The sequence below is a fragment of the Amycolatopsis sp. Poz14 genome (genome assembly GCF_006704225.1).
Classification (GTDB): Bacteria; Actinomycetota; Actinomycetes; order Mycobacteriales; family Pseudonocardiaceae; genus Amycolatopsis; species Amycolatopsis nivea.
In genome coordinates this window covers 1208880-1231686 of the sequence record NZ_JACLHD010000001.1, presented here as the reverse complement: position 1 = coordinate 1231686, position 22807 = coordinate 1208880, and the positions used below count along the sequence as shown (strand labels likewise).

Sequence of the window (22807 nt, the reverse complement as noted above, 5' to 3'; positions counted from 1 at the left end):
ACATGACGCTCGCCACAGTGGGTGTGGATCGAGGGAGTGTATTGGTAGTGATCTGCGCGTCCGCAATGCGTCCCGGCGACAGCACGTTCGGTAACCTTGTGTGATTGGTCACTGGATCGATCTCGGCCCGGTTTTGTCGGTGCCCTGTGCGAAGCTTCGGCACGTGGTGGGAGAGCGAGGACGGAGGCTGCTGGACCGGGTCACGGCAGGGATCCCGGCGCACGAGAATCCGGTGACGCACGTGTCCCGGCTGCCGGAACGCGCGGCCCGGCACGAGCCGTGGCCGGAGTGGGCGGAGCCGTCGGCGGTGGCCGCGTTCCGCGCGGCCGGAGTCGAAAAACCGTGGCGGCACCAGGTCGAGGCCGCTTCGCTGGCGCACGCGGGCACGCACGTCGTGGTGTCCACTGGAACCGCGTCGGGGAAGTCGCTGGCGTATCAGCTGCCGGTGCTCAGCGCATTGGCCACGGACGCGCGGGCGACGGCGCTGTACCTCTCGCCGACGAAGGCGCTCGGCGCTGATCAGCTGCGCGCGGTGTCCTCTTTGGACGTCGCGGGCGTCCGCGCGGCGGCGTTCGACGGGGACACCCCGATGACAGAGCGCGACTGGGTCCGCGCACACGCGAACTGGGTGTTCAGCAACCCCGACATGCTGCACCGCGGCATCCTTTCGGCGCACTCCCGATGGACGCAGTTCTTCCGCCGGCTGCGGTACGTCGTGGTCGACGAATGCCACAGCTATCGCGGCGTCTTCGGCTCGCACGTCGCGCTGTTGCTGCGCCGCCTGCGCCGGGTGGCGGAGCACTACGGCGCTTCCCCGGTGTTCGTGCTGGCTTCGGCGACCACTGCTTCGCCAGCCTCCTTCGCCACTCGGCTCACCGGCGTGGACTGTGCCGCGGTCACCGATGACGCGTCGCCGCGTGGTGCGCGGACGGTCGCGTTGTGGGAGCCGCCGCTGCTCGACGAACTGACCGGCGAGAACGGCGCGCCCGTCCGCCGTCCGGCTGGCGTCGAGACCGCGCGGATTCTCACCGAACTGGTCGTCGAAGGCGCTCGGTCGCTGGCGTTCGTCCGCTCCCGCCGCGGTGCTGAGCTGACCGCGCTGGGAGCACGCCGTCTTCTGTCCGAAGTGGACCCTCGGTTGGCGGATACCGTTGCCGCGTACCGATCCGGCTATCTTCCCGAGGAGCGGCGCGCCCTGGAGCAAGCCCTGCTTTCGGGTCGGCTGCTGGGTGTCGCGACCACGAACGCTTTGGAGCTGGGCGTCGACATCGCCGGCCTGGACGCTGTGGTTCTGGCTGGTTATCCCGGCACTCTCGCGTCGTTCTGGCAGCAATCCGGCCGCGCCGGACGTTCGGGCGACGAAGCGCTCGTGGTGTTCGTCGCCCGAGACGATCCGCTCGACACCTACCTGGTGCACCACCCGGCCGCGTTGCTGGAACGCCCGGTGGAAACCGCGGTCCTGGACCCGACGAACCCTTACGTATTGGGCCCGCAACTCGCGTGCGCCGTCGCGGAGCTGCCGCTCACCGAACCGGAACTGGAAACCTTCGGCGGCGAGGCCGCCCGCGCGGTGCTGGCGGATCTGGCCGAGGAGAAACTGCTGCGCCGCCGTTCCAGCGGCTGGTACTGGACTTCCCGCGACCGCCCGCACGGGGAGGTCGGCATCCGCGGCTCAGGCGGCGACCAGATCGCAGTGGTGGAAGCGGACTCCGGCCGAATGCTGGGCACCGTCGATCCCGGGTCGGCTTGCTACTCCGTTCATCCCGGGGCGGTGTATCTGCATCAGGGGTCGTCGTATGTCGTCGATGAGCTGGACCTTGAGACGGGCTTGGCGCTGGTGCACGCGGAGGACCCGGACTGGACGACTTCGCCGCGCGAGATCGTGGACATCTCGGTGCTGTCGACCGAAGAACAATGCCGCCACGGCGGAGTGACGGTGTGCCTGGGCGAGGTCGCGGTGACGTCGCAGGTGGTGGGGTACTTGCGGAGGCGGCCGTCGGGTGAGGTGCTGGACCACACGCCGCTCGACCTGCCAGAACAGAGCCTGCACACGAGAGCGGTTTGGTACACGGTTTCTGGTGAGCTGCTGGAGTCTCCGGGTGGGGGCGGTGGCGAAACCGCTGCTGGGTCGACGGGCCGCGGGGCGGAAAGCACATCGCCAACCGCTGTGGAGAAGGGCGCGACCATTGCGGGATCGGTAGCGAGCCAGGGGGTTCGTGGACCGACAGGGGCCGAGGGCACGTCACCGACTGGCGGGAATTCCGGCGGCACGGATGCGGTGTCGGCGGGAGAACCGGCGGGGACGGGGATCGCATCGCCCGCCGACCCGGCCGAAGAACCAGCGGGGGCCGCAGCGGCAACTGCCGGTGGAATCGATGGGATCTCTGCGGGGGCAGCGCCCCGTCGTCCGACGGCAGAAGCGGCGGGAACCGAGAATGCATCGCCAGCCGCCGAGGGAACCGTCGGGACGGCTGCGTCCAGTCATGCTGCCGGAGAACCGGCGGGGACCGAGAGTGCGTCGCCCGCCGACGGGGAGATCGGCGAGATCGCTGCGGGGTCCGCGTCCAGTCAGGTGGGCGGGGAACCGGTGGGGACCGGGAATGCGTCGCCAGCCGCCGGGGGAATTGGCAGGGCCGCTGCGGGGGCAGCGGACCGTCGTGCGGCTGGGAAACCGGTGGGGACCGGGGGCGCCTCGTCGGTTGTCGGGGTAACCGGCGAAGTTTCGGGCGATCCGGCGGATGGGCGGGGGCCCGGTGCCGGGGTCGAGATCGGTGGTGCGGTGGGACCGGCGGGGACCGGGGGTGCTGGCAGAGCACCGGGGGGCGCCGGGTTGATTCCGGCGCGCGTCCCCGGTGCCCTGCATGCCGCCGAGCACGCGGCGATCGGCCTGCTACCGCTGTTCGCTACGTGCGACCGCTGGGACATCGGCGGGGTGTCTACCGCGTGGCACGAGGACACCGGGGAGGCGACGGTGTTCGTGCACGATGGGCATCCCGGGGGTGCGGGGTTTGCCGACCGCGGTTATGCCGCGATTGTCCCGTGGCTGGCCGCTACGCGGGAGGCGATCGTCTCCTGCGAGTGCCCGACGGGCTGCCCGTCCTGCGTCCAGTCGCCGAAGTGCGGGAACGGCAACGATCCGCTGGACAAGGCAGGGGCGGTGGCCGTACTGGGAGCCGTGCTCGGGGCGTTGCGTCAGCACGGGGAACAGTGCGGCCACGGTGGAGCGTGAAAACTTTCTTCGGTTGTCGCGTGCTGCCTGCCGGGGTGGAACCGGAAATCAGGCGGCGGTGCTCTCGACCAGCATCGAGGCGTGCTCGTCGGCGAGGGCGCGGACCAGCACGTCCTGCACCTCGGCGGCGGGCGGCAACTGCCAGCCGCACACCTCGGGCTTCACTCGCCAGTGCACGACGCCGTGCTGGAACGGCGACGGCGGCAGCGGGATGTAGCTGTCCTTGCCGTGCCACTGCACGGAAATCTCCTCGGCGAGTTCGGCGGGCAGGTGCTCGGAGGGCTGGGTGAGGAACAGCCACCGGCCGTTCGGCATCGCGACGATCGGGGCCGGGTGCCCGATGGAACGCAGCAGCCGGGCGGCGCGCTTGCCCAGTTCCTGGTCCACCTCGACCGCGTCGAGCACGGTGCCGGTCGCCACGAGCAGGCTGTGCGTGCGGTCGCTGAACCAGCTGGCGACCTCGTGGGCGTGCGAACCGACCAGCTCACGCCAGTCGTCGCGCACCGGCACCGGCCGGCGCCAGGTCAGGTCGTCCCCCTCCGCGGTGATCGGCTCCGGGGTCGCCCCCGGAAGCACCGGCCAGCCGCGCCAAGCGAGGCCGATCGCCTCCGCACGCAATTCGATGCGGAAGGCGTTCCGCCAGCTGTCCGGCCAATTCGCGTCCAACATTGCTTTCCTGCCTTCGAGGTCCGGTTTTCGCGCCGTGTGGGTCGGGGCCGTGGTGGCGCACGTCTCACTAAACGGCAAGTTGCACATTGCGGGGAAGACTCCGCGCGACAACCGGCCGTTACCGAGCGATGAACGCCCAGTAGCCCACTGTCCGGCCGATAACAAGGTGCCGATCACCGGCCGCTGACCCCGCCGTCCGGCCCGCGAGAACGGGCCCACCACGGGATTCGACACTTTTCCGCCTTTTCGCACGCGTACTGAGGCATACCCTTGGACCGCCCGCTGACCTGCGGGTTTGACCGTTCGGCGTGCGCCAGCGACCGCTGCTCGTGTTCTTCGCCACTCGTCGACGATGCCGGAAAGGTCCGGACGAACCGGGGGTTCCGGCGACTGGTCACCGGCCCGGCTCGTCGCCGACGAGCGGTTCCGGCGCGCCGCGGAGGACGGTGCGCGGTGACCGGGTTGGCGGGGTGAGCGGAGGCGGGTGGCAGGTTGCAACTCCCTTCGGTTGGGTCGGGCGAGGTCGGCCTCGGTGTCAAACCACGCGTTGGACTGCTGTGGGCGAACTGGGCCGGGGTGATCGCTGAGGCAGTCCTCGGCCCGAGCAATCGGGGACAGCGCGGGTGGTCGCGCAGCAGCTCCGGCGAGCGCGACCAGTCAGAGGCCCGTCGCGGAGCACGAACGCTGGACCGGGCCGCGCGTCGCTGCCTCCCAGCACCGCGACCGGGCCAGCACCGGTGGCGCGCAAGCGTCGCTGCCTGTCAGCTCCGCCACCGGGCCAGCACTGGCGCCGCGCAAGCAGCGGGCACGGTTACTCGACCAGCCCGCACGTGGCTCCCGCTGAACGCGGCTGCCGGGCCAGCGCCGGTGTCCGCACACGTAGGGCCGTTGCGGAGCATGGCTGCCGACCGGGCCGGTGATCGCTGCCGACACGGCCGCCGGGCCAGCGCCGATGTTCACACGCGTAGGGCCGTTGCGGAGCATGGCTGCCGACCGGGCCGGAGATCGCTGCCGACACGGCTGTCGGGGCCGGTGGGACCCCCGGTCAGGGAGGCAGGTCGACCGGACCGGCGCGGGATTTTGCGGTGGGGGGTGGCAGGCCGGGGATGGGGGTGGTCCTGGAACGGACTTCGATGAAGGCGTCGCGGTTGTGCCAGCGGCAGCTGGTCAGTACTGCGCGTTCGTGGTCGGCTACCTCCTTGGCTCGGGCGCAGGCGACGGTCGGGCCGGCGGCGGCGTGGGCTGCTGCGGCTAGTGCGCCGAGGTCGGCGGCGGCTTCGGTGCGGTGGCGGGCGGTGATGGCTGCGGCTAGCCACCACACCAGGACTGTCACGGCGATCAGGGTGGCGGCGGCCAGGGCTGTCCAGATCGTGGCTACGCCTGCGTCCGCTGGTTGTTTTTGGGTCATGAGGCTGAGGTCGGCTCGACGATGGCGTAGGCGGTTGCGCTCAGGTGGAGAGCGGACAGGGCGTCGGTGGTTACTTCGGCGGTGAGGCCGTCGCCGGTGCGGTGGATGGTGAGGTGTGCGCCGTACGGGGCAATGGTTTGGACCACTGCGTCGGCGGCTCCTGGCTGTCCGGCCGCGGTCAGGCGGGCGGCTTCGCGGGCGGCGTCCAGGCATCGGAGGTGTCCGGCGATCGCGCTGGTGCCCGCTAGCAGGATCGCCAGCACGGCGGTCAGCGCGCCCAGGGACAGGGCGGCTTCCACCGTGACGAATCCGCCGTCCCGGCGACGGCCGGCCATCAGGTGGCCACCGTCAGGGCTTTGTGCACCAGGCCGGCCAACGTCGCGGAGACGGAGTCTCCGCTGAGCAGCACGTAGAGCGCCACGGCGAACGCTGCCGCGGCTACCGTGCCGATGGCGTATTCGGCGGTGGTGGTGCCCTCGTCTCCGGGCAAGAACCACATGGTCGGATTCCCTTTCTGTCGTGGACGGGTTCACAGCAGGCCGCCGATTCGCCCGGCAAGGCCGAGCACTACCGGCAGCACGCCGAGGGCGAAGAACGCGGGCAGGAAGCACAACCCGACCGGCAGGGCCAGGGCGACTCCGGCGCGTTCGGCGCGTTCTTCGGCCTCGACGCCCAGTCCGTCGCGGATGCGGCGGGCCAGGTCGTCCGCGGTCGAGGCGAGGGCTGCCCCGGACCGCGCGGTTCGGGTGGCTGCGACTGCCAGCTCGGCGAAGCCCGTCCGGGCTCGGAGCGGGGCCCAGGCTGGGGTCGGGTCCGCGCCAAGGGCTAGCAGGTTTGCTGTTGCGTGCAGGGCGGTTTCGGTGGCCGGTGGTGCGCCGGGTGCTACGGCTTCGAGGGCGGTCGGAACTGGCATTCCGGCGCGCAGGCAGGCGGCGAGCATGTCCAGGACTGACGCGGAGCGGAGCCGTTCCGAGACATCGTCTGGGTTTTTGGGGTGGCGGGATCGGCGCAGGAGCCACCATGAGCCTGCACCGGCGGCTAGTCCTACCGGGAATCCGGTGAGGACGGTGGCGGACACACCGCAGACGATTGCGGCGGCGGGGTGCCAAACCTCTGGTCGCGGGGCGCGGCGTGGACGGTTGGGCCGGGCTAGGTGTCGGGGCTGGGCGGTGCTTGGCCAGAGCAGCAGTGCGGTGGCGGCGAGGGCGAGGCTCAGGGCGGTCATGGCGCGGACCTGCGGTTGGTGAGGGCTCTGGACCAGGCGGTGCCTGCCCATAGCAGGGCTGCACCTGCGACCAGGAACGCTTGTCCGATAAGGGTTTCCGTGAGGACGGCTAGCGGGTTGGCTCCGATGAGCTGGCCCATCGCCAGGCAGCCGACGGGTAGCACGGTCAGGACTATCGCGCTCATGCGTGGGCCCGCCATCTTTGCGCGCAGGCGGCGGGCGAAGGCGACTTCTGCGTCGACGTCTCGGCGGGCGGCTTCCAGGGCGTCGGCGATGGGCAGGCCGTGGCGGCGGGCGAGGTTCCAGGATTGGGCGACGGCGGGGAGAGCGGGCGATTCCAACGCTCCGTCGAGGCGGGCGGCGGTGGCGAGGTTCTGGAGTTCTCCGGCTAGTTCCGGGACCGCGTCCGCCGCTGCTTCGGCGGCGGTTACCGGGTGGGCACCGGCGCGGAGTTCGGAGACCATCGTGCGGAGGACGGTCGCGGTGCGTTCAGCGCGGGTCAGGGTTTCGGTGGTTTCCTTTCTGCTGTGCCATTCCTGGCGGACGGCGAGGGTGAGCAGGGCGGTGGCTATCGCGGCGCCGATTCCGCCCAGCGGCAGGGCGACGACGGCGGGGGCCAGCCAGAGTGCCTGGCGCGGCGGGATGGGGAGGCGGAGGTGGCGGCGGGGTGCCGGAAGAAGGCGGTTGGGGGTGGTTGGCCAGCACAGGATTCCGGTGCCTGCGCAGAGGAACGGCCATGCGGAGATCAACGGGGGTCACCTCGATGCTGGAGCGAATGAGCTAGTCGCGGGCGGATTCGGGAGTGGTCAGGGCGGTGAAGAGGGAGCGACGGTTCGTCCAGTGACCGTCGCGCCAGACGGGGTGGGTTTTTACTTCTCCGTGGTAGCGCTGGAGTACTGCGACTTCCGTCAAACGGCGGCCGGTGGGTGTTCGGCGCATGTGGAGGATGACGCGGACTGCTGCGGCTAGTTGGCTGTGGAGTGCGTCTCTCGGCAGACCGCCTAGGGCGGCCAGGGCTTCCAGGCGTGCTGGGGCTTCTGCGGGGGAGTTCGCGTGCAAGGTGCAAGCACCGCCGTCGTGGCCGGTGTTCATGGCGTTCAGCAGGGAGCACACTTCTGCTCCGCGAACCTCGCCGACGATCAGGCGGTCTGGGCGCATGCGCAGGGCTTGGCGGACCAGTTCTGGGAGTTCGACCGCACCGGCACCTTCGACGTTCGCTGGCCTGGCGACGAGGCTTACGAACTGTGGATGGGTCGGGCGTAGTTCACCAGCGTCTTCTACACAGACGATTCGTTCCGTTGGAGCGACTGCACTCAGCAAGGCGCTCAGGAGCGTCGTCTTTCCGGCACCGGTGCCGCCGGTGACGAGGAAGGCTAGGCGGTGGTTGAGGATTGCTGCGAGGATGTTCCGGGCGGTTGGGTCGATGGAGCCGTGCGCTTCGAGCGCGGCTAGGTCGTGGGTCACCGGGCGTAGGACGCGCAGGGACAGGCAGGTGCCGTTCGCCGCGATGGGCGGCAGGACGGCGTGGACGCGGATTCGGCCTTGGCGGGCGGGGAGCCAGCCGTCGACGTATGGCTGGGCGTCGTCCAGGCGGCGGCCTGCGGCTAGGGCCAGGCGCTGCGCTAGGCGGCGGACGGCGTCCTCGTCGGGGAAGCGGATGGATGTGCGGGCGAGTCCTGCGGGACCGTCGGTCCAGACCTGGTCGGGGGCGGTGACCAGGACGTCGGTGACCGTGTCGTCCTCCAGCAACGGGGCTAGCGGACCCGCGCCTACGAACTCGTCTCGGGCTTGGCGGACGGCGGCCAGTACTGCGTCGTGGCTCAGGGCGCCGCCGGCTTCGGCACGGACGGCTTCGGCTAGGGCGATCGGGTCGGTGCCGCGGCTTTCGCCGGCCAGGCGATGGCGAACTCGTTCTACTAGGTCGGTGGTCATTTACGCGTCCTGTGCGGTGGTGAGGGGACGCAGGTTCGCCAGCACGGCACGAGCCGCGGTGGCCAACGCGCCCTTCGGAGGCAGGTCGAACTCGCCGGATTCCAGGGTGGCGGCTACTCGACGTTCTGGAGCCACGTCAGCGATCAAAGGCGGGCCGAGCATTCCCGCGGTTTGCGAAGCCGGGACGCCGTCGATGCGGTGTCCACTTGCGACGACTGCGAAACGCTCGGTGTGCGGGCGGAGGCGCGTCAGAACTTGTTTCGCTGCCATACAGGCACGGAACTCGACGGGAACGACTAGCACGACCAGATCTGCGGCTGAGGCGACGGCAAGCGTGCCCTCGTCGAAATGGCGGGGTAAATCGCAGACGACGGTTCGGCCGGCGCGGCTGCCCGCGGCGACTACCGCGGACAAGGCGCGAGGACTCGGACCCTCGCCGGAACGGCCGCAGGACAACACGGGGAGCTTGCCGCGGCTGGGCAGTGAGGCGATCAGGGACGGGACAGACACCCGGCCGGACAACCGAACTTCGGGCCAGCGCAGGCCTTTCGTGTGTTCCAGACCCAGCGGGAGATCCAATCCGCCGCCTAACGGATCGCAGTCGACCAAAAGCGCGGAGTCGGTACGGGCGGCTTCGACGGCCACCGCTGCAGCCAGCACTGAGGTGCCGGAACCGCCTCGGCCGCCGACGAAAGCGATTACTGGGCCTGGTGATTCGGCTGGTGCGTCGGTGACGTCGGCGAACGCACCGGTCAAGCCCGCTTCGTCGTCAGGCAGGCTGAAAACTCGGCGGGCGCCGAGGGCGGCTGCGCGTCGCCAGGTATCGAGACCGGGTGCGCCTTTGCAGACAAGCACGACGCTGTCGCGTGCTGGCATGGGCGGGCTGTCAACCGAAATGTCCTCGTCCAGCACCACGAGCGGAGCTCGCGTCCATCGTCCGCGTGCGGCGGCCAGATCTGGCGCGTGATCGAACTCGCAGCCGACTACCGCGGCGACGCGGCGGATCTCTTCGAACACGGTGCCTTCGCCGGAGACGACGAGCGGTTGTGCGGTGGCCATGTGCCCCTCCCCTGGGTTTCGCGGGCCGGACTTCCACCGTCGCTCCCCGCCCGCCGACACGGCAACGCCCGTTTTTCCGTCATGTGGATAACCCGGGGGTTGTGGATAACTCGGGGTGCGAAATCGATCCAGCACCGCGGAGTGTCCGCCCGCACCGGACAATGCACGGCTCCGCGCATTCGGCCGAGAAAACGATTGCCGCGGAGAACCTCCGGAAAATCGAGAGCAAAGAAGTAAATTTGCCGCACCGGCACGAGTAAGGAGCGCCGCGGCCGGAGAAAACACCGGAAAGGTAAGCACGCGGTTAATTGATCTTGCCCGTAAGGCGCGCGGTGAACGACCGAGACAGCCCAGGTCAGGGCCGCAAACATGGTCCAGACAACGGTATCGGGGCAGAAGTGAAAATTGTTCGCCGACGGGAAAACGGGGAAGAATAGAAGGCGGCCCTCGCCAGGGGGGAGGGACGAGGGCCGCCAGGGGGTTCAGCCCCGGGGGGTCGGACTGAACCAGCCCGGTTCAAGACCGGGTCCGTTCACTGTAACTCCGTTAGCTATGAGTTGGCTGTGTGAGTGACACATACGATTCGATAACGGCACCCGAGGCCGTAAGCGAGCCGATGTCATCGATTTTCCGGCCGTCGCCACGACCGGTGTGCTGCCAACAACACGGCGCGGTACGCCTATCCTGATCACGTGGCCGAACCCCGCAGCGAAGAAGCACCCCGGCGCGTAGCCGCCTTCTTCGACCTCGACAAGACGATCATCGCGTCGTCCAGCGCGCTCGCGTTCAGCAAGCCGTTGCTCCGCGAAGGACTGATCAACCGCCGTGCGGCGCTGCGAAGTGCTTACGCGCAACTGGTTTTCTCGCTCGCCGGTGCGGACGCGGACAAGACCGAGCGGATGCGCGCCGAGGTTTCCGCGTTGTGCGCGGGCTGGGATGTCGCGCAGGTTTCCGCGATCGTGCGCGAAACCTTGCACGACGTAGTCGATCCGCTCGTTTACGTGGAGGCGACCGACCTCATCGCACAGCACCTCGACGACGGGCACGACGTGATCGTGCTGTCCGCGACCGGCGAGGAGGTCGCCGCCCCGGTCGCGGAGATGCTCGGCGCGACCCGCTGCGTCGCCACTCGCATGGAGATCGTCGACGGCCGCTACTCCGGCGAGGTCGATTTCTATTGCTACGGCGAGAACAAAGCCGTCGCCGCGAAGCAGCAGGCCGCGACGCACGGCTACGACCTCGCTGACTGCTTCGCCTACACCGACTCCAGCACCGACATCCCCCTGCTGGAGGTGGTGGGTCACCCGCACGCGGTGAACCCCGACAAGCTCCTGCGCCGGACCGCGGACGAGCACGGCTGGCCGATCCTCGCGTTCGAGCGGCCGATGTCGCTGCGGACGCGGATCCCGGCGAAGTCCGCGGGCATGGTGGCGCTCGGCGTGGGGGCCGTGGCGGCGGGCGCGACCTGGTACAGCCTGAGCCGGCGCCGCCGGTCTCGGGGCGCCGACAACTGAGCACCCGCGTGGCGGTACCAAAACGCCGGTTTCCGCAGCTAGGTCCGTTGCTGTGGGTGGTGTTGTCACCGGATCGAGCCTCTGTACCGGTGCACCCGTACGCGCACTTGAAGTGACCGCGCTCACGGCGTAGAAAGTAGGTGCGGACGTTGATTCGGCCAGGACAGAGGTAGAAGAGAAGCCTCTGTCACCCCGGGCAACCTCCGTGCGCGGACTCCGGGTACCCACGCGCAGCACGCCGCGGGAGGCTCGTCGTCTAGGGACTGCGTACCGGGACGCCGGACGCCGAGTCCATGAAGGTACGACCAGAGTTGCACGCTTGGTCGCCCGAGATGTTCGCGCTGACTGGCGGCGCCCGTTGGCCTCGGCTGACGGGCGCCGCCAGTGTTATGTCGGCGGCCCTTGCGCAGCGGACCGAGCCCGGCTCGAAGAAATCCGCGCGCGGCCTGACGTCCTCCCAGGTGAACCCTCTCGTTCCTGCGCTCGGCCGATGGACAACCCCGTATCGCGGTGAGTAGCTTCCCGATACCGGTGCTGCCCGGTGGACGCTTCACGACTCGCGTCCGCACCCGCGGCGGCACGCGACACTGGGAGGCAATTCGTGACGAACCGACTCGCGCGCACGCGGAGGATGCAGGTGTTCGCCGTTCCCCTTGCGGGGGTGCTCGCCGTCGGGGGGTTGAGTTCCTCGGCGTTCGCGGCGCCGAAACAGCCGCAGCAGACACCCCAGCAGGCGGCCGCCCAGCTCGACGCCGCGGCCGCACGGGCGCTGCGCGGCATGAGCCTGGAAGAAAAAGTGGGGCAGCTGTTCGTCACGTGGGTGAACGGCAAGTCCGCGGACGAGGTCAACCCGAAGAACCAGACCGACTTCGGCGTCGACACCGCCGCCCAAGCCGTGCAGAAGTACCACCTCGGCGGCGTCATCTACTTCAACAACTCCAGCCGCGACAACTTCGACGACCCGACGCAGGTCGCGAAGCTGTCCAACGGCCTACAGCGCGCGGCGATCTCCAGCGGCGCGCACATCCCGCTGCAGATCGGCACCGACCAGGAGGGCGGCACGGTCACGCGGATGGGCGCGCCGGCCACCGAGTTCCCCAACTCGATGGCCATCGCCGCCGGCCGGGACACCGGCAGCGCGACCAAGGCCGCCACGATCCTCGGCCACGAGCTGCGCGCGGTCGGCATCAACCAGGACTACGCGCCGGACGCGGACGTCAACTCCAACCCGGCCAACCCGGTCATCGGCGTCCGGTCGTTCTCCGGACGACCCGACCTGGCCAGCAGTTTCGTGACCGCGGAGGTCAAGGGCTACCAGGACTCCGGGCCGGCGAGCCAGACCGTCTCGTCCACCGCGAAGCACTTCCCCGGCCACGGCGACGCGGCCACCGACAGTCACACCGGGCTGCCGAAGATCGACCGCTCCGAGGCGGACTGGCGCAAGATCGACGTGCCGCCGTTCAAGGCCGCGATCGCCGCCGGCATCGACTCGATCATGAGCGCGCACATCCAGTTCCCGAGCCTCGACCCGTCCGGTGAGCCCGCGACGCTGTCGAAGCCGATCATCACCGGCAAGCTGCGCGGCGAACTCGGCTACAACGGTGTCGTGATCACCGACTCGCTCGAGATGCAGGGCGTGCGGGAGCTGCACAGCGACGCCGAAATCCCGGTTCTCGCCTTGAAAGCGGGCGTGGACCAGCTGCTCATGCCGGTCCACCTGGGCGTCGCGATCAACGCGGTAATCGCCGCGGTGAAGTCCGGCGACCTGCCGATGCAGCGGATCGACCAGAGCGTGCTGCGGGTGCTGAAGCTCAAGCTGAAGCGCGGAATCCTGTACTCGCCGTTCGATAACCCGTCGCAGGTCATGAAGAAGGTCGGCACCCCGGACCACCTGGCTACCGCGCAGGGCATCGCCGACCGGTCGATCACCGCGATCGCCAATGACGCCGGGGTGCTGCCGCTCAAGCAGAAGCCGTCGAGCGTGCTGGTCACCGGCTGGGGCGCGACCACGACGCAAACGCTTGCCGACCGCTTCACCGCACACGGCACCAAGGCGACCGCGCTCGCCACCGGGCAAACCCCGACCGACGCGCAGATCGCCGAAGCCGCGGCGGCCGCGAAGCAGAATGACGTCGTCGTGGTGCTCACCAACAACCTCGGCGGTTTCCCCTTACAGGGCAAGCTTCTTCAAGCACTCATGGACACTGGCAAGCCGGTGGTCGCGGTCGCCGCGCAGATTCCGTACGACGCCGGTTACGCGAACCCGGTGCCGACCTGGCTCGCCACCTACGGGTACATCACGCCGTCGCTCGAAGCGCTGGCGAAGGTCGTGCTCGGCGAGACGAAGCCCAGCGGGAAGCTGCCGGTCGACGTCCCGGCCGGGGCGGACGTGCACACCGTCAAATACCCCTTCGGACACGGGCTGACCTGGTGACTCTCAACCGCAGGAATTTCCTGGCCGTTCCGGCGCTCGCCGTGCCAGTGCTGGCGAGCAGCTCGACAGCGGCACAGGCAGCACAAGCGACACCCGAACCACCGCAAGCCGAGTTGGCACGCCGGGTGCTCACCGGTGCCGAACAGCTCGCCGCGCAGGGCTGGCGTCCGCTCGCCGGACGCAAGCTCGGCGTGCTGTCCAACCCGACGGGCGTGCTCGCCAACGGCGACCACATCGTCGACTCGATGGTCGCGGCGGGCGTACGTCCCGTCGCGGCCTTCGGGCCGGAGCACGGCTTTCGCGGCAGCGCGCAAGCCGGTGGCTCCGAAGGCGATTACACCGATCCGCGCACCGGCATCCCCGTGTACGACGCGTACGGCGCGAACGCGACGAAGCTCGCTTCGCTGTTTCAGAAGGCCGGACTGGACACTGTCGTCTTCGACATCGCTGACGTCGGCGCGCGCTTCTACACCTACATCTGGTCGCTGTACACGGCGATGGTCGCCGCAGCGAAGGTCAACGCGGCCTTCGTCGTCCTAGACCGGCCCAACCCCATCGGCGGACGACTGTCCGGCCCAGTGCTCGACCCGAAGTTCTCGTCCGGCGTCGGGCTGAAGCCGATCGCGCAGCAGCACGGCATGACGGTCGGCGAACTCGCGCAGTTCTTCGCCGCCGAGTTCCTGCCCGGCGAAGGCGTGAAGCTGGCGAAGCTCGAAGTCGTCCAGGTACGCGGCTGGCGGCGCGACAGCTTCTTCGCCGACACCGGTCTCCGTTGGGTCCCGCCGAGCCCGAACATGCCGACGCCGGACACCGCGCTCGTGTACCCGGGCACGGGCATGTTCGAGGGCACCGTGTTCTCCGAAGGACGCGGCACCACAAGGCCGTTCGAGATCATCGGCGCGCCGGGCCTCGACTGGCGTTGGCGCGAAGAGCTCGAGAAGCTCCACCTGCCGGGCGCGGCGTTCCGCGAGATCTACTTCGTGCCCACCTTCGGCAAATTCGTGAACGAGCCCTGCGGCGGCGTACAGGTCACCGTCACCGACCCGCGCGCCTTCGATGCCATCAGCACCACCGTCTCGATGTTCGTGACGGCCAAGCGCGTCGCGCCCGACAAATTCGGCTGGCGGCCGGACCACATGATCGACAAGCTGTCCGGATCCGCGCGGCTGCGCACCATGGTCGACGCCGGCGCCGGGGTAGACGAGATCACCGGCGCGTGGCGCGCCGAACTCGCCGACTTCGCCCGCAGACGCCGCCCCCACCTGATCTATCGCTGAGGAGAGCGGTCATGCGTGCTAGGAAAGTGCTCGTCGCGACGTTGGCCGTACTGGTCGCGGCCACGACGACCGCGGGAGCAGCCACGATCGACAACCGACACGGCGGCTTCGCCGGACGCTTCGACCGTCCGCAGCACGGGTTCGCCCCGGCGAGCACGACGCTGCGCGACGGCAGCCCGGGCGAGGTCAACCTCGATCCGCAGCCGATCCGCGACGCCGAACAGTTCCTGAAGAGCTGGACGCAGCCGGACGCCAGCGGGCATCCGCACTTCTCCGGCGCGGTCGGCCTGCTCGCGCACGACGGCGTGGTCGTGGACCGTTACGCCGTCGGCGGCGCGCTCCGGTATGCCGACGCCAAGGGCACCGAACTGCCGCCGGACCAGCAGGTCCCGATGCGCAACGACACCATTTTCGACATGGCGTCGATCTCGAAGCTCTTCACCTCGATCGCCGCGCTGCAGCTGACCGAGCAGGGCAAGCTGGACGTCAACGCGCCGGTCGTGCGCTATCTGCCGGAGTTCGGCGTCAACGGCAAGCAGGACGTCACCGTGCTGCAGCTGCTCACCCACACCTCGGGCTTCGACGCCGACCCGTCACCGTCGCTCTGGGCTGGCTATCCCGACATCCCATCGCGGCGCAAGGCCATCCTCGACAGCCCGCTCAAGAACGCGCCGGGCAGCACGTACCTGTACTCCGACCTCAACATGCTCACGCTGGGCCTGCTGATCGAGAAGCTGTCCGGCAAACCGCTGGACCAGGTGGTGCACGACCGCATCACCGCGCCGCTCGGCATGGTGGACACCGGCTACAACCCGCCCGCGTCGAAGCTCGACCGCATCGCCGCGACCGAGTACGAGACCACGCCGCCGCGTGGGCTCGTGCGCGGACAGGTGCACGACGAGAACGCCTGGTCGCTCGGCGGCGTCGCCGGGCACGCCGGCGTCTTCTCCACGGCGAACGACATGGCCGTGCTCTCCCAGGCCATCCTCAACGGCGGCAGCTACCGCGGGCACCGGATCCTGCGGCCGGACACCGTCACGAAGATGCTGACGAACTACAACCAGCGCTTCCCCGGCGACGAGCACGGGCTCGGCTTCGAACTGGACCAGCCCTGGTACATGGGCGCGCTGGCGTCGCCGATCAGCGCGGGCCACACCGGTTTTACCGGCACCACGCTGGTCATCGATCCCGAGTCGCGGTCGTTCGCGTTGCTGCTCACCAACCGCGTGCACCCCACGCGCACCTGGGGTTCCATCAACACCGCCCGCCAGGTCTGGGCGACCTCGCTCGCGAAGGCGATGGCCGTGCGGCCGGTCCAGGGTCCCGATGCCTGGTACGCGAGCCTGGGAAACAACGGCGTCGCTACGCTCAGTACCCAACCGCTTCCAGCAGGTGCACCACTCCGCGTGTCCTTCGCCGCTTTCGTCGACACAGAGGGCCCGAGCGACCCGCTGCGGCTCGAATCGAGCACCGACGGGGTTAATTGGCAACCTGTTCCGCTCCAGGCCCGTGGCCCGGGCACACCCGGCGACGAGACGTCCGCGCTCGGCGGACACGGGCACCGCTCCTGGTGGCGGGTCTCCGCGGAGGTGCCCGCCGCCGCGGCTACCTCGCTCCGGTGGCGTTACAGCACCGATCCGAATTACACGGGACGGGGAGTTTCCCTCGATAGTGTGAAAGTCACCCAACGCGGCCACGTCGTTCTCGATGGTGAGCGAAACCCCTCGGAGCTGGCCTCTTCGGGCTGGAATTTGAGCGCTCGGTAGGCACCCCGCCGCGCATTGCCACCTTCGTGTCCCCACTCAGTGGAACAAGACTCCTTCGCTAGACACACTTAGTTGCCAAGTCGTTAGCTTGAGGTCGTTAACACCGTGGACTCGGTTGGCGACTTTCTTGACAACGATTAATCGCAAACCGAAGTCCGCAGACACGGACGGGTTGTGGTTCTGCCGAAGGATGTGGGTAGCCTTGTCGCAAATGCCAACGGTTAGTAACTTTCCGACGGCGGATGATGCGGGATCCGTAATCAGCAGCGCACCCTCCGAGCACCTCGCAGGTCAGGCGACGGCGCGCGATGCGGATGCGAGCCCCCTGGTCCGCATTCGCTCGCTGCTGCCCGGACTCGCCCGGGCCGAGCAGCGGGTCGCGAAGGTTGTCCTGGAAGACCCGGCCGCCGTCGCGCGCCGCAGCATCACCGAGGTCGCGCTCGCCGCGAACACCTCCGAGACCACCGTGACGCGCTTCTGCAAGGCCGTCGGCGTCGGCGGCTACCCGCAGCTGCGCATCGCGCTCGCCGCGGACACCGCCCGCACCGAGGCGCGCACCTCGCGCAACCTCGGCGGCGAGATCGGCCCCGGCGACGACCTGGCGTCCGTCATCGGCAAGGTCAGCTTCGCCGACGCGCGCGCCGTCGAAGAGACCGCCGACCAGCTCGACGTCGCCGCGCTGCAGAGCGTGATCGACCTCGTCGCCGAAGCCGGCCGGGTCGACGTGTACGGCGTGGGCGCAAGCGCTTTCGTCGCCGCTGACCTGCAGCAGAAGCTGCACCGGATCGGCCGCGTCAGCTTCTCCTGGTCGGACACGCACATCATGCTGACCTCGGCCGCCGTGCTGAAGCCGGGCGACGTCGCGGTCGGCATCTCGCACACCGGCGCGACCACGGACACCGTCGAGGCGCTGCGGGTCGCGCGCGAGCACGGCGCGGTGACCGTCGCGGTCACGAACTTCCCGCGCTCGCCGATCACCGAGGTCGCCGACCACGTGCTCACCACGGCGGCCCGCGAAACCACCTTCCGGTCCGGGGCCACCGCCAGCCGGATCGCCCAGCTGACCGTCATCGACTGCCTCTTCATCGGCGTCGCGCAGCGGCACATGGAGGCGTCGGTCAGCGCCTTGGACGCCACGAGGGACGCGGTCGGCTCGCACCGGCTCGGGGTCAGACCCGACGGTCGTCGTCGTCCGCGGGAAACCGGCAAATGAACCAAGAAGCGAGGATCTGATGTCCGTCCCTTGCCAGACGGTGCACGTCGATTCGCCCACCGAACAACGAAACCCGCGCACGGTGGACATCGATCTGATGTCCACCATGGGGATCCTCGGCGCGATCAACGCCGAGGACCGCCGGGTGCCGGACGCGGTGGCCGCGGTGCTGCCGCAGCTGGCCCGCGCGGTCGACTACGCCGTCGAGGCGCTGCGCGGCGGGGGGCGCGTGCATTACGTCGGCGCGGGCACCTCGGGCCGCCTCGCGACGCTGGACGCGGCTGAGCTCGTGCCGACGTTCAACGTGCCCGGCGACTGGTTCATCGCCCACCACGCGGGCGGCGAGAAGGCGCTGCGGCAGGCCGTCGAGAACGCCGAGGACGACGCGGACGCCGGCGCGGCGGAAATCGCCGGGTCGGTGCGGCCGGGCGATTTCGTGCTCGGTCTCGCGGCCTCCGGACGCACGCCGTACGTGCTCGGCGCGCTCGCCGAGGCCAGCCGGATCGGCGCGCACACCGGGCTCGTCTCGGCGAACCCGCGCGCCGCGCAACCGGCGGGCGTGGACGTCCTGATCGCCGTCGCCACCGGTCCCGAGGCCATCGCGGGCTCGACCCGGATGAAGGCGGGCACGGCGCAGAAGCTGATCCTCACCGCGTTCTCCAGCGCGACGATGATCAAGCTGGGCAAGACGTACTCGAACCTGATGGTGAGCATGCGCGCGACGAACGCGAAGCTGCGCGGCCGCACCATCCGGATCCTGCAGGAAGCCACCGGCATGACGATGGCCGACTGCTCGGACGCGCTCACCGAAGCGGGCAGCGACCTCAAGGTCGCGCTCGTGCACCTGCTGTCCGGCTGCGACGTCACGCGTTCCGCCGAGGCGCTGTCCGCGGCGGGCGGGCACGTCCGCAAGGCGCTCGACTCGCTGCATCTGCGCGCCGGCTGAGCTTTACCCGATTGTCCGTGAAGGGCTCCTTGCGAGAATCTGATTCCCGCAAGGGGCCCTTCACGGCTTTCCGGCGAGCGAGAGGACGGCGATGACGCAGCGGCTCACTCGCGGCGACCGGTGGTCGATCGGCCGCATGGCGGCCGTAATCCTGCTGCTCAACCTCGTCGGCTGGGGGTTGCTAGTGCTGGTGGTCGCGCCGCGGCATTACGCGCTCGGTGCGGGCGGCACGTTCGGCATCGGCCTCGGGGTCACCGCGTTCACGCTCGGCATGCGGCACGCGTTCGACGCCGACCACATCGCCGCCATCGACAACACCACGCGCAAGCTGATGGCCGACGGGCAGCGTCCGCTGTCGGTCGGGTTCTGGTTCTCCCTCGGGCATTCGACGATCGTCTTCGCGCTGTGCCTGCTGCTGTCGACGGGCGTCCGCGCGATCGCCGGGCAGCTGGAGGACGACGGTTCCGCGCTGCACGAGACGACCGGCCTGATCGGCACGTCGGTGTCCGGGGTTTTCCTGTACCTGATCGCGATCATGAACCTGGTCGTGCTCGTCGGGATCGCGCGCGTGTTCGCCCGGATGCGCCGCGGCGAACTGGACGAGGCGGAACTGGAACGTCATCTCGACAACCGCGGGCTGATGAACCGGCTGTTGCGCGGAGCCACCAAAGCGGTGCGGAAGCCGTGGCACATCTATCCGGTGGGAGTCCTTTTCGGACTCGGTTTCGACACCGCGACGGAAATCGGATTGCTCGTGCTCGCCGCGGGTGCGGCCGCGTTCTCCTTGCCCTGGTACGCGATTCTCGTGCTGCCGATCCTGTTCGCCGCCGGAATGAGCTTGTTCGACGCCGCCGACGGCGTGCTGATGAACTACGCATACGACTGGGCGTTTTCCCGTCCGATCCGGAAGATTTATTACAACCTCACGGTCACCGCGCTTTCCGTGGCGGTCGCGCTCGGCATCGGGACCATCGAACTGGTGACGCTGCTCGCCGAGAAGCTCGGCATCACGTCCGGCCCGCTCGCCGCGATCGCCTCGGTGGACCTCGACTACGTGGGCTTCGCGATCGTCGGGCTGTTCGTGATCACCTGGTCGGCCGCGTTCGCGATCTGGAAATTCGGGAGAATAGAGGAGAAGTGGGCCGCGCGGCTGGGTGCCGCCGACTGACACCGCAGGGGGCACCGTGAAGGGACAACTGCCGATACTGGCCAGAGCGCTGGCGCTCGTGTTCCGCCGCCAGACCGACGTGCCGCGGGACGGCGTCGCGATCCACTACAGCCGCGGCATCCGTCCGCTGTTCTGGGTGATGCTGGCGGTCAACCCGGTCGACATCGTGCTGGTCGAGGTCGTGGTGAAGTCGGTTCCGGTGCGGATCGTGTTGCTGGTGCTGGAAATCCTGGGCGCGCTCGCGTTCTTGGCACTCGTCGCGACGCTCTACAAGTACCCGCATGCAGTCAGCCGCGACGGGCTCCGCGTGCGGTACCTGTCCTTCTTCGACCATCGGATCCCGTTGGCCAGCATCGATTCGGTCAGGCAGGCGAGCCGGTCGCTCAAGGAACGCGGCGGGGTCAGCGTGCCCGAAGACGGGGTGCTGGCCGTGGGAATCAGCCAGGCGACCAACATCTCGGTCACCCTGTGCGAACCGCGGCTGGTCGACCTCGGCCGCAAGGGCACCGTCGAGATCACTCGGCTCGACCTCTGGGCCGACGATCCACGAGCCGCCGTCGCGGCGATCCGGGACCAGCTGCCCGCGAGCGTGTGAAGCTGCCGGGAGCGGCGGCGGATCCCCCTGCCGCCGCCCCGGCACCACCCCCAGTACCCCCAGCGCGCCTCAGAACGAGCCGACCGGCTGGCGGATCGCCGCGTTGAGCCGGTTCCACACGTTGATGCCGGCGATGGACAGCAGCAGCGACGAGAGCTCCTTCTCGTCGTAGATGTCCGCGGCGGCGTCCCAGACCTCGTCCGGCACCGGGTCCGACCGGTCGGCGAGCCGGGTCACGTGCTCGGCCAGGTCCAGCGCGGCACGCTCGGCGTCGGTGAAGTACGGCGATTCGCGCCACGCGCCGACGCCCCAGATCCGCTCGTCCTTCTCGCCCGCTTCCTTCATCTCCCGCGAGTGCATGTCGACGCACATGCTGCAGCCGTTGATCTGGCTCACCCGCAGGTGGATCAGGTGGTGCGTGGTCGCGGGCACGGTGCTGTCGTTCGTGGCCTTGCTCAGCGCCATCAGCGCCTTCATGGCGTCCGGCTGAACCTGGATCGGGTGGGTCATCCGAGCCTGCATGGTGATCTCCTCCTGTCACGCCCGCCTCGTTCGGCGGGTCTTGCTGGTATGACCCGGCCCAAGGAGAAGATGTGACAGTGCGGGACGAAAAACAGGACGAGAATTTTTGGGCGGCTCAGTTCGAGGAGCATCGGCCCAGGTTGCGGGCGGTGGCGTACCGGATGCTCGGTTCGTTCGCCGAGGCCGACGACGCCATCCAGGAGACCTGGCTGCGGGTGACGCGGTCGTCGGGAGAGGACGTCCGCAACACCGGCAGCTGGCTGACGACGATCGTGTCGCGGCAGTGCCTCAACATGCTGCGCTCGCGCGCGAGCCGGCGCGAGGACCCGCTGGACATCCGGGTGCCGGACCCGGTCGTGGAGACCGGGGACGGCGTCGATCCGGCGGAACAGGAGGTCCTCGCGGACTCGGTGGGGCTCGCCCTGCTGGTGGTGCTGGAGGCGCTCGACCCGGCGGAACGGCTCGCGTTCGTCCTGCACGACATGTTCGCCGTGCCGTTCGACGAGATCGCGACGATGCTCGACAAGAACACCGCCGCGGTGCGGCAGCTGGCGAGCCGGGCGCGCCGCCGCGTGCAAGGGGTGACCCCGGCCGGTCCGGCGGATCGAGCGCAGCAGCGCAAGATCGCGGACGCCTGGCTCACCGCCGCGCGCGGCGGCAACCTCGAGGGGCTCGTCGCCCTGCTGCACCCGGACGCTCTGCTGCGCGTCGACACCGGCGGACTCGGCTCGAAGGTCGTGCGCGGCGCGGCCGAGGTCGCGGGCAGCGCGTCGCAGTTCCGCCCGGACGGTCTGGTGTCGCAGTACGCGACCGTCAACGGCGGTCCTGGCTTCGTCGCCCGGCGCGACGGGAAGGCGGTTTCGGTGCTGTCGTTCACCGTGGCCGACGGGGTGATCACGGAGATCAACATCCTCGCCGACGTCGAGCGGATCGCGGCGCTGAACTTCTGAGGTCAGCCGAGCCGGTCCAGGGCGGCTACCGCTTCGGCGGGCAGCTGCACCTGGCCGGCCGCGAGGTTTTCGGCGAGATGCACGGAGCTCGCCGTGCCCGCGATCAGGAGCGTGCCCGCGTAGCGCTGCAACAACCAGGCCAGCGCGACCTGCGCCGGGGTGCAGCCGAGTTCGGCCGCGACGCCGGTCACGACCGGATTGCCGCGCACGTCCTGGCCCAGCTCGAACGCGGAGCCCAGCGGGAAGTACGGCACCCACGCGATTTCGTGTTCCCGGCACAGCTCCAGCACCGGTTCCGTGGCGCGGTAGAGCACGTTGTAGGAGTTCTGCACGCAGACGATCTCGGCTCCGAGCGCGTGCCGGAGCTGGTCGGCGGACACGTTGCTGAGCCCGAGCGAGCCGATCTTTCCCGCGTCGCGCAGGGAAATCAGCTCGGCGAGCTGGTCGTCGATGTCGACGAGCTGGTCGCCTTCCGCGATCAGGCCGGGTCCGGCGTCCGCGCGGCGCAGGTTGACCACGTCGAGCTGTTCGACGCCGAGCGCGGCGAGGTTGGCCTCGACCTGCGCCCGCAGCTGCTCGGGCTGTTGCGCGAGCCGGAGCCCTTGCGCTGATTCCTCGGCCCCGACCTTGGTCACCACGACCAGGTCGTCCGGATAGGGCGAGAAGGCTTCGCGGATCAGGTCGTTGCAGCGGCCGTCGCTGTAGAACTGGGCGGTGTCGAGGTGGTTCACACCCGCGTTGGCCGCCTCGCGCAGCAGTTTCACCTGGTCAGCGCGGTCGGTTCCGGGGCGGCCGAGTTGCATCACGCCGTAGCCGATCCGCGCGACCTCGCGGCCGGCGAGCTTCGCGGTGCCGCCTGGAGCAGTGGTTGCCGTCATGAGGAAAGACTCCTGCCGTGGC

General features: G+C 69.4%; 20 protein-coding genes. 10 read left to right on the top strand and 10 right to left on the bottom strand.

Annotation, left to right across the window (positions count from 1 at the left end; genetic code table 11):
* The first annotated feature begins 163 nt into the window (after positions 1-163).
* Positions 164-3229 (top strand): DEAD/DEAH box helicase, encoded by a 3066-nt coding sequence (locus FKO37_RS06130; RefSeq protein WP_238603943.1) that lies wholly within the window; start codon positions 164-166, stop codon positions 3227-3229.
* 48 nt (positions 3230-3277) lie between these two features.
* On the opposite strand, the gene FKO37_RS06125 is transcribed toward FKO37_RS06130, so the two are convergent.
* From FKO37_RS06125 to ssd, 8 genes are all read right to left on the bottom strand, one after another.
* Entirely contained in the window at positions 3278-3898 is a 621-nt protein-coding gene (locus FKO37_RS06125) for a bifunctional DNA primase/polymerase (RefSeq protein ID WP_238603942.1), read from the bottom strand.
* A gap of 1045 nt (positions 3899-4943) precedes the next feature.
* Positions 4944-5306 carry an Rv3654c family TadE-like protein gene (locus tag FKO37_RS06120; protein ID WP_238603941.1) on the bottom strand — a complete coding sequence of 121 codons (363 nt, stop codon included), beginning with the start codon at positions 5304-5306 and terminating at the stop codon, positions 4944-4946.
* The gene (locus FKO37_RS06115; RefSeq protein ID WP_037808349.1) at positions 5303-5641 is read right to left on the bottom strand and encodes a TadE family type IV pilus minor pilin; all 339 of its coding nucleotides are present in this window, start codon (positions 5639-5641) and stop codon (positions 5303-5305) included. Before FKO37_RS06115 ends, FKO37_RS06120 begins: the two co-directional genes overlap by 4 nt.
* Entirely contained in the window at positions 5641-5805 is a 165-nt protein-coding gene (locus FKO37_RS06110) for a DUF4244 domain-containing protein (protein ID WP_078561018.1), read from the bottom strand. The genes FKO37_RS06115 and FKO37_RS06110 overlap by 1 nt, the downstream gene beginning before the upstream one ends.
* A gap of 30 nt (positions 5806-5835) precedes the next feature.
* Positions 5836-6384, bottom strand: a complete 549-nt coding sequence (locus FKO37_RS06105; RefSeq protein ID WP_374204209.1) for a type II secretion system F family protein — start codon at positions 6382-6384, stop codon at positions 5836-5838.
* Between the two features lie 143 nt (positions 6385-6527).
* A complete protein-coding gene (locus FKO37_RS06100) occupies positions 6528-7280 on the bottom strand; it encodes a type II secretion system F family protein (protein ID WP_037808351.1) in 753 nt (250 codons plus the stop codon).
* A 31-nt stretch (positions 7281-7311) separates the two neighbouring features.
* Positions 7312-8463, bottom strand: coding sequence for a TadA family conjugal transfer-associated ATPase (locus FKO37_RS06095; RefSeq protein ID WP_037808352.1), 1152 nt, complete (start codon positions 8461-8463; stop codon positions 7312-7314).
* Positions 8464-9522, bottom strand: a complete 1059-nt coding sequence (ssd, locus tag FKO37_RS06090; protein ID WP_238603940.1) for a septum site-determining protein Ssd — start codon at positions 9520-9522, stop codon at positions 8464-8466.
* 692 nt (positions 9523-10214) lie between these two features.
* On the opposite strand from ssd, the gene FKO37_RS06085 reads away from it, so the two are divergent.
* From FKO37_RS06085 to FKO37_RS06050, 8 genes are all read left to right on the top strand, one after another.
* A complete protein-coding gene (locus tag FKO37_RS06085) occupies positions 10215-11036 on the top strand; it encodes an HAD family phosphatase (protein ID WP_238603939.1) in 822 nt (273 codons plus the stop codon).
* 631 nt (positions 11037-11667) lie between these two features.
* The gene (locus FKO37_RS06080; protein WP_238608224.1) at positions 11668-13470 is read left to right on the top strand and encodes a glycoside hydrolase family 3 protein; all 1803 of its coding nucleotides are present in this window, start codon (positions 11668-11670) and stop codon (positions 13468-13470) included.
* Complete coding sequence (locus tag FKO37_RS06075) at positions 13467-14747, top strand: exo-beta-N-acetylmuramidase NamZ domain-containing protein (protein ID WP_238603938.1); 1281 nt, start codon at positions 13467-13469, stop codon at positions 14745-14747. The genes FKO37_RS06080 and FKO37_RS06075 overlap by 4 nt, the downstream gene beginning before the upstream one ends.
* Before the next feature lie 11 nt (positions 14748-14758).
* Positions 14759-16513, top strand: a complete 1755-nt coding sequence (locus tag FKO37_RS06070) for a serine hydrolase domain-containing protein (protein ID WP_238603937.1) — start codon at positions 14759-14761, stop codon at positions 16511-16513.
* Positions 16514-16724: 211 nt separating this feature from the next.
* Complete coding sequence (locus tag FKO37_RS06065) at positions 16725-17726, top strand: MurR/RpiR family transcriptional regulator (RefSeq protein WP_037808359.1); 1002 nt, start codon at positions 16725-16727, stop codon at positions 17724-17726.
* Between the two features lie 16 nt (positions 17727-17742).
* A complete protein-coding gene (locus FKO37_RS06060) occupies positions 17743-18672 on the top strand; it encodes an N-acetylmuramic acid 6-phosphate etherase (RefSeq protein WP_238608223.1) in 930 nt (309 codons plus the stop codon).
* Between the two features lie 91 nt (positions 18673-18763).
* Positions 18764-19840: a HoxN/HupN/NixA family nickel/cobalt transporter gene (locus FKO37_RS06055; RefSeq protein ID WP_238603936.1), complete on the top strand. Its 1077-nt coding sequence runs from the start codon at positions 18764-18766 to the stop codon at positions 19838-19840.
* Positions 19841-19856: 16 nt separating this feature from the next.
* Entirely contained in the window at positions 19857-20435 is a 579-nt protein-coding gene (locus tag FKO37_RS06050) for a hypothetical protein (RefSeq protein ID WP_238603935.1), read from the top strand.
* 69 nt (positions 20436-20504) lie between these two features.
* On the opposite strand, the gene FKO37_RS06045 is transcribed toward FKO37_RS06050, so the two are convergent.
* A complete protein-coding gene (locus FKO37_RS06045) occupies positions 20505-20945 on the bottom strand; it encodes a carboxymuconolactone decarboxylase family protein (protein ID WP_238603934.1) in 441 nt (146 codons plus the stop codon).
* 83 nt (positions 20946-21028) lie between these two features.
* On the opposite strand from FKO37_RS06045, the gene FKO37_RS06040 reads away from it, so the two are divergent.
* A complete protein-coding gene (locus tag FKO37_RS06040; protein ID WP_238603933.1) occupies positions 21029-21907 on the top strand; it encodes a sigma-70 family RNA polymerase sigma factor in 879 nt (292 codons plus the stop codon).
* A 2-nt stretch (positions 21908-21909) separates the two neighbouring features.
* Here FKO37_RS06040 and FKO37_RS06035 read toward each other — a convergent pair whose 3' ends face one another.
* Entirely contained in the window at positions 21910-22785 is an 876-nt protein-coding gene (locus FKO37_RS06035) for an aldo/keto reductase (protein WP_037808367.1), read from the bottom strand.
* Positions 22786-22807 lie beyond the last annotated feature (22 nt).

What these genes read in the sequence shown, in the direction of transcription:
- FKO37_RS06125 (WP_238603942.1), bottom strand. Translation starts at nt 3,898, where the DNA reads ATGTTGGACGCGAATTGGCCGGACAGCTGGCGGAACGCCTTCCGCATC.
- FKO37_RS06120 (WP_238603941.1), bottom strand. Translation starts at nt 5,306, where the DNA reads ATGACCCAAAAACAACCAGCGGACGCAGGCGTAGCCACGATCTGGACA.
- FKO37_RS06115 (WP_037808349.1), bottom strand. Translation starts at nt 5,641, where the DNA reads ATGGCCGGCCGTCGCCGGGACGGCGGATTCGTCACGGTGGAAGCCGCC.
- FKO37_RS06110 (WP_078561018.1), bottom strand. Translation starts at nt 5,805, where the DNA reads ATGTGGTTCTTGCCCGGAGACGAGGGCACCACCACCGCCGAATACGCC.
- FKO37_RS06095 (WP_037808352.1), bottom strand. Translation starts at nt 8,463, where the DNA reads ATGACCACCGACCTAGTAGAACGAGTTCGCCATCGCCTGGCCGGCGAA.
- ssd (WP_238603940.1), bottom strand. Translation starts at nt 9,522, where the DNA reads ATGGCCACCGCACAACCGCTCGTCGTCTCCGGCGAAGGCACCGTGTTC.
- FKO37_RS06080 (WP_238608224.1), top strand. Translation starts at nt 11,668, where the DNA reads ATGCAGGTGTTCGCCGTTCCCCTTGCGGGGGTGCTCGCCGTCGGGGGG.
- FKO37_RS06070 (WP_238603937.1), top strand. Translation starts at nt 14,759, where the DNA reads ATGCGTGCTAGGAAAGTGCTCGTCGCGACGTTGGCCGTACTGGTCGCG.
- FKO37_RS06065 (WP_037808359.1), top strand. Translation starts at nt 16,725, where the DNA reads ATGCCAACGGTTAGTAACTTTCCGACGGCGGATGATGCGGGATCCGTA.
- FKO37_RS06055 (WP_238603936.1), top strand. Translation starts at nt 18,764, where the DNA reads ATGACGCAGCGGCTCACTCGCGGCGACCGGTGGTCGATCGGCCGCATG.
- FKO37_RS06045 (WP_238603934.1), bottom strand. Translation starts at nt 20,945, where the DNA reads ATGACCCACCCGATCCAGGTTCAGCCGGACGCCATGAAGGCGCTGATG.
- FKO37_RS06035 (WP_037808367.1), bottom strand. Translation starts at nt 22,785, where the DNA reads ATGACGGCAACCACTGCTCCAGGCGGCACCGCGAAGCTCGCCGGCCGC.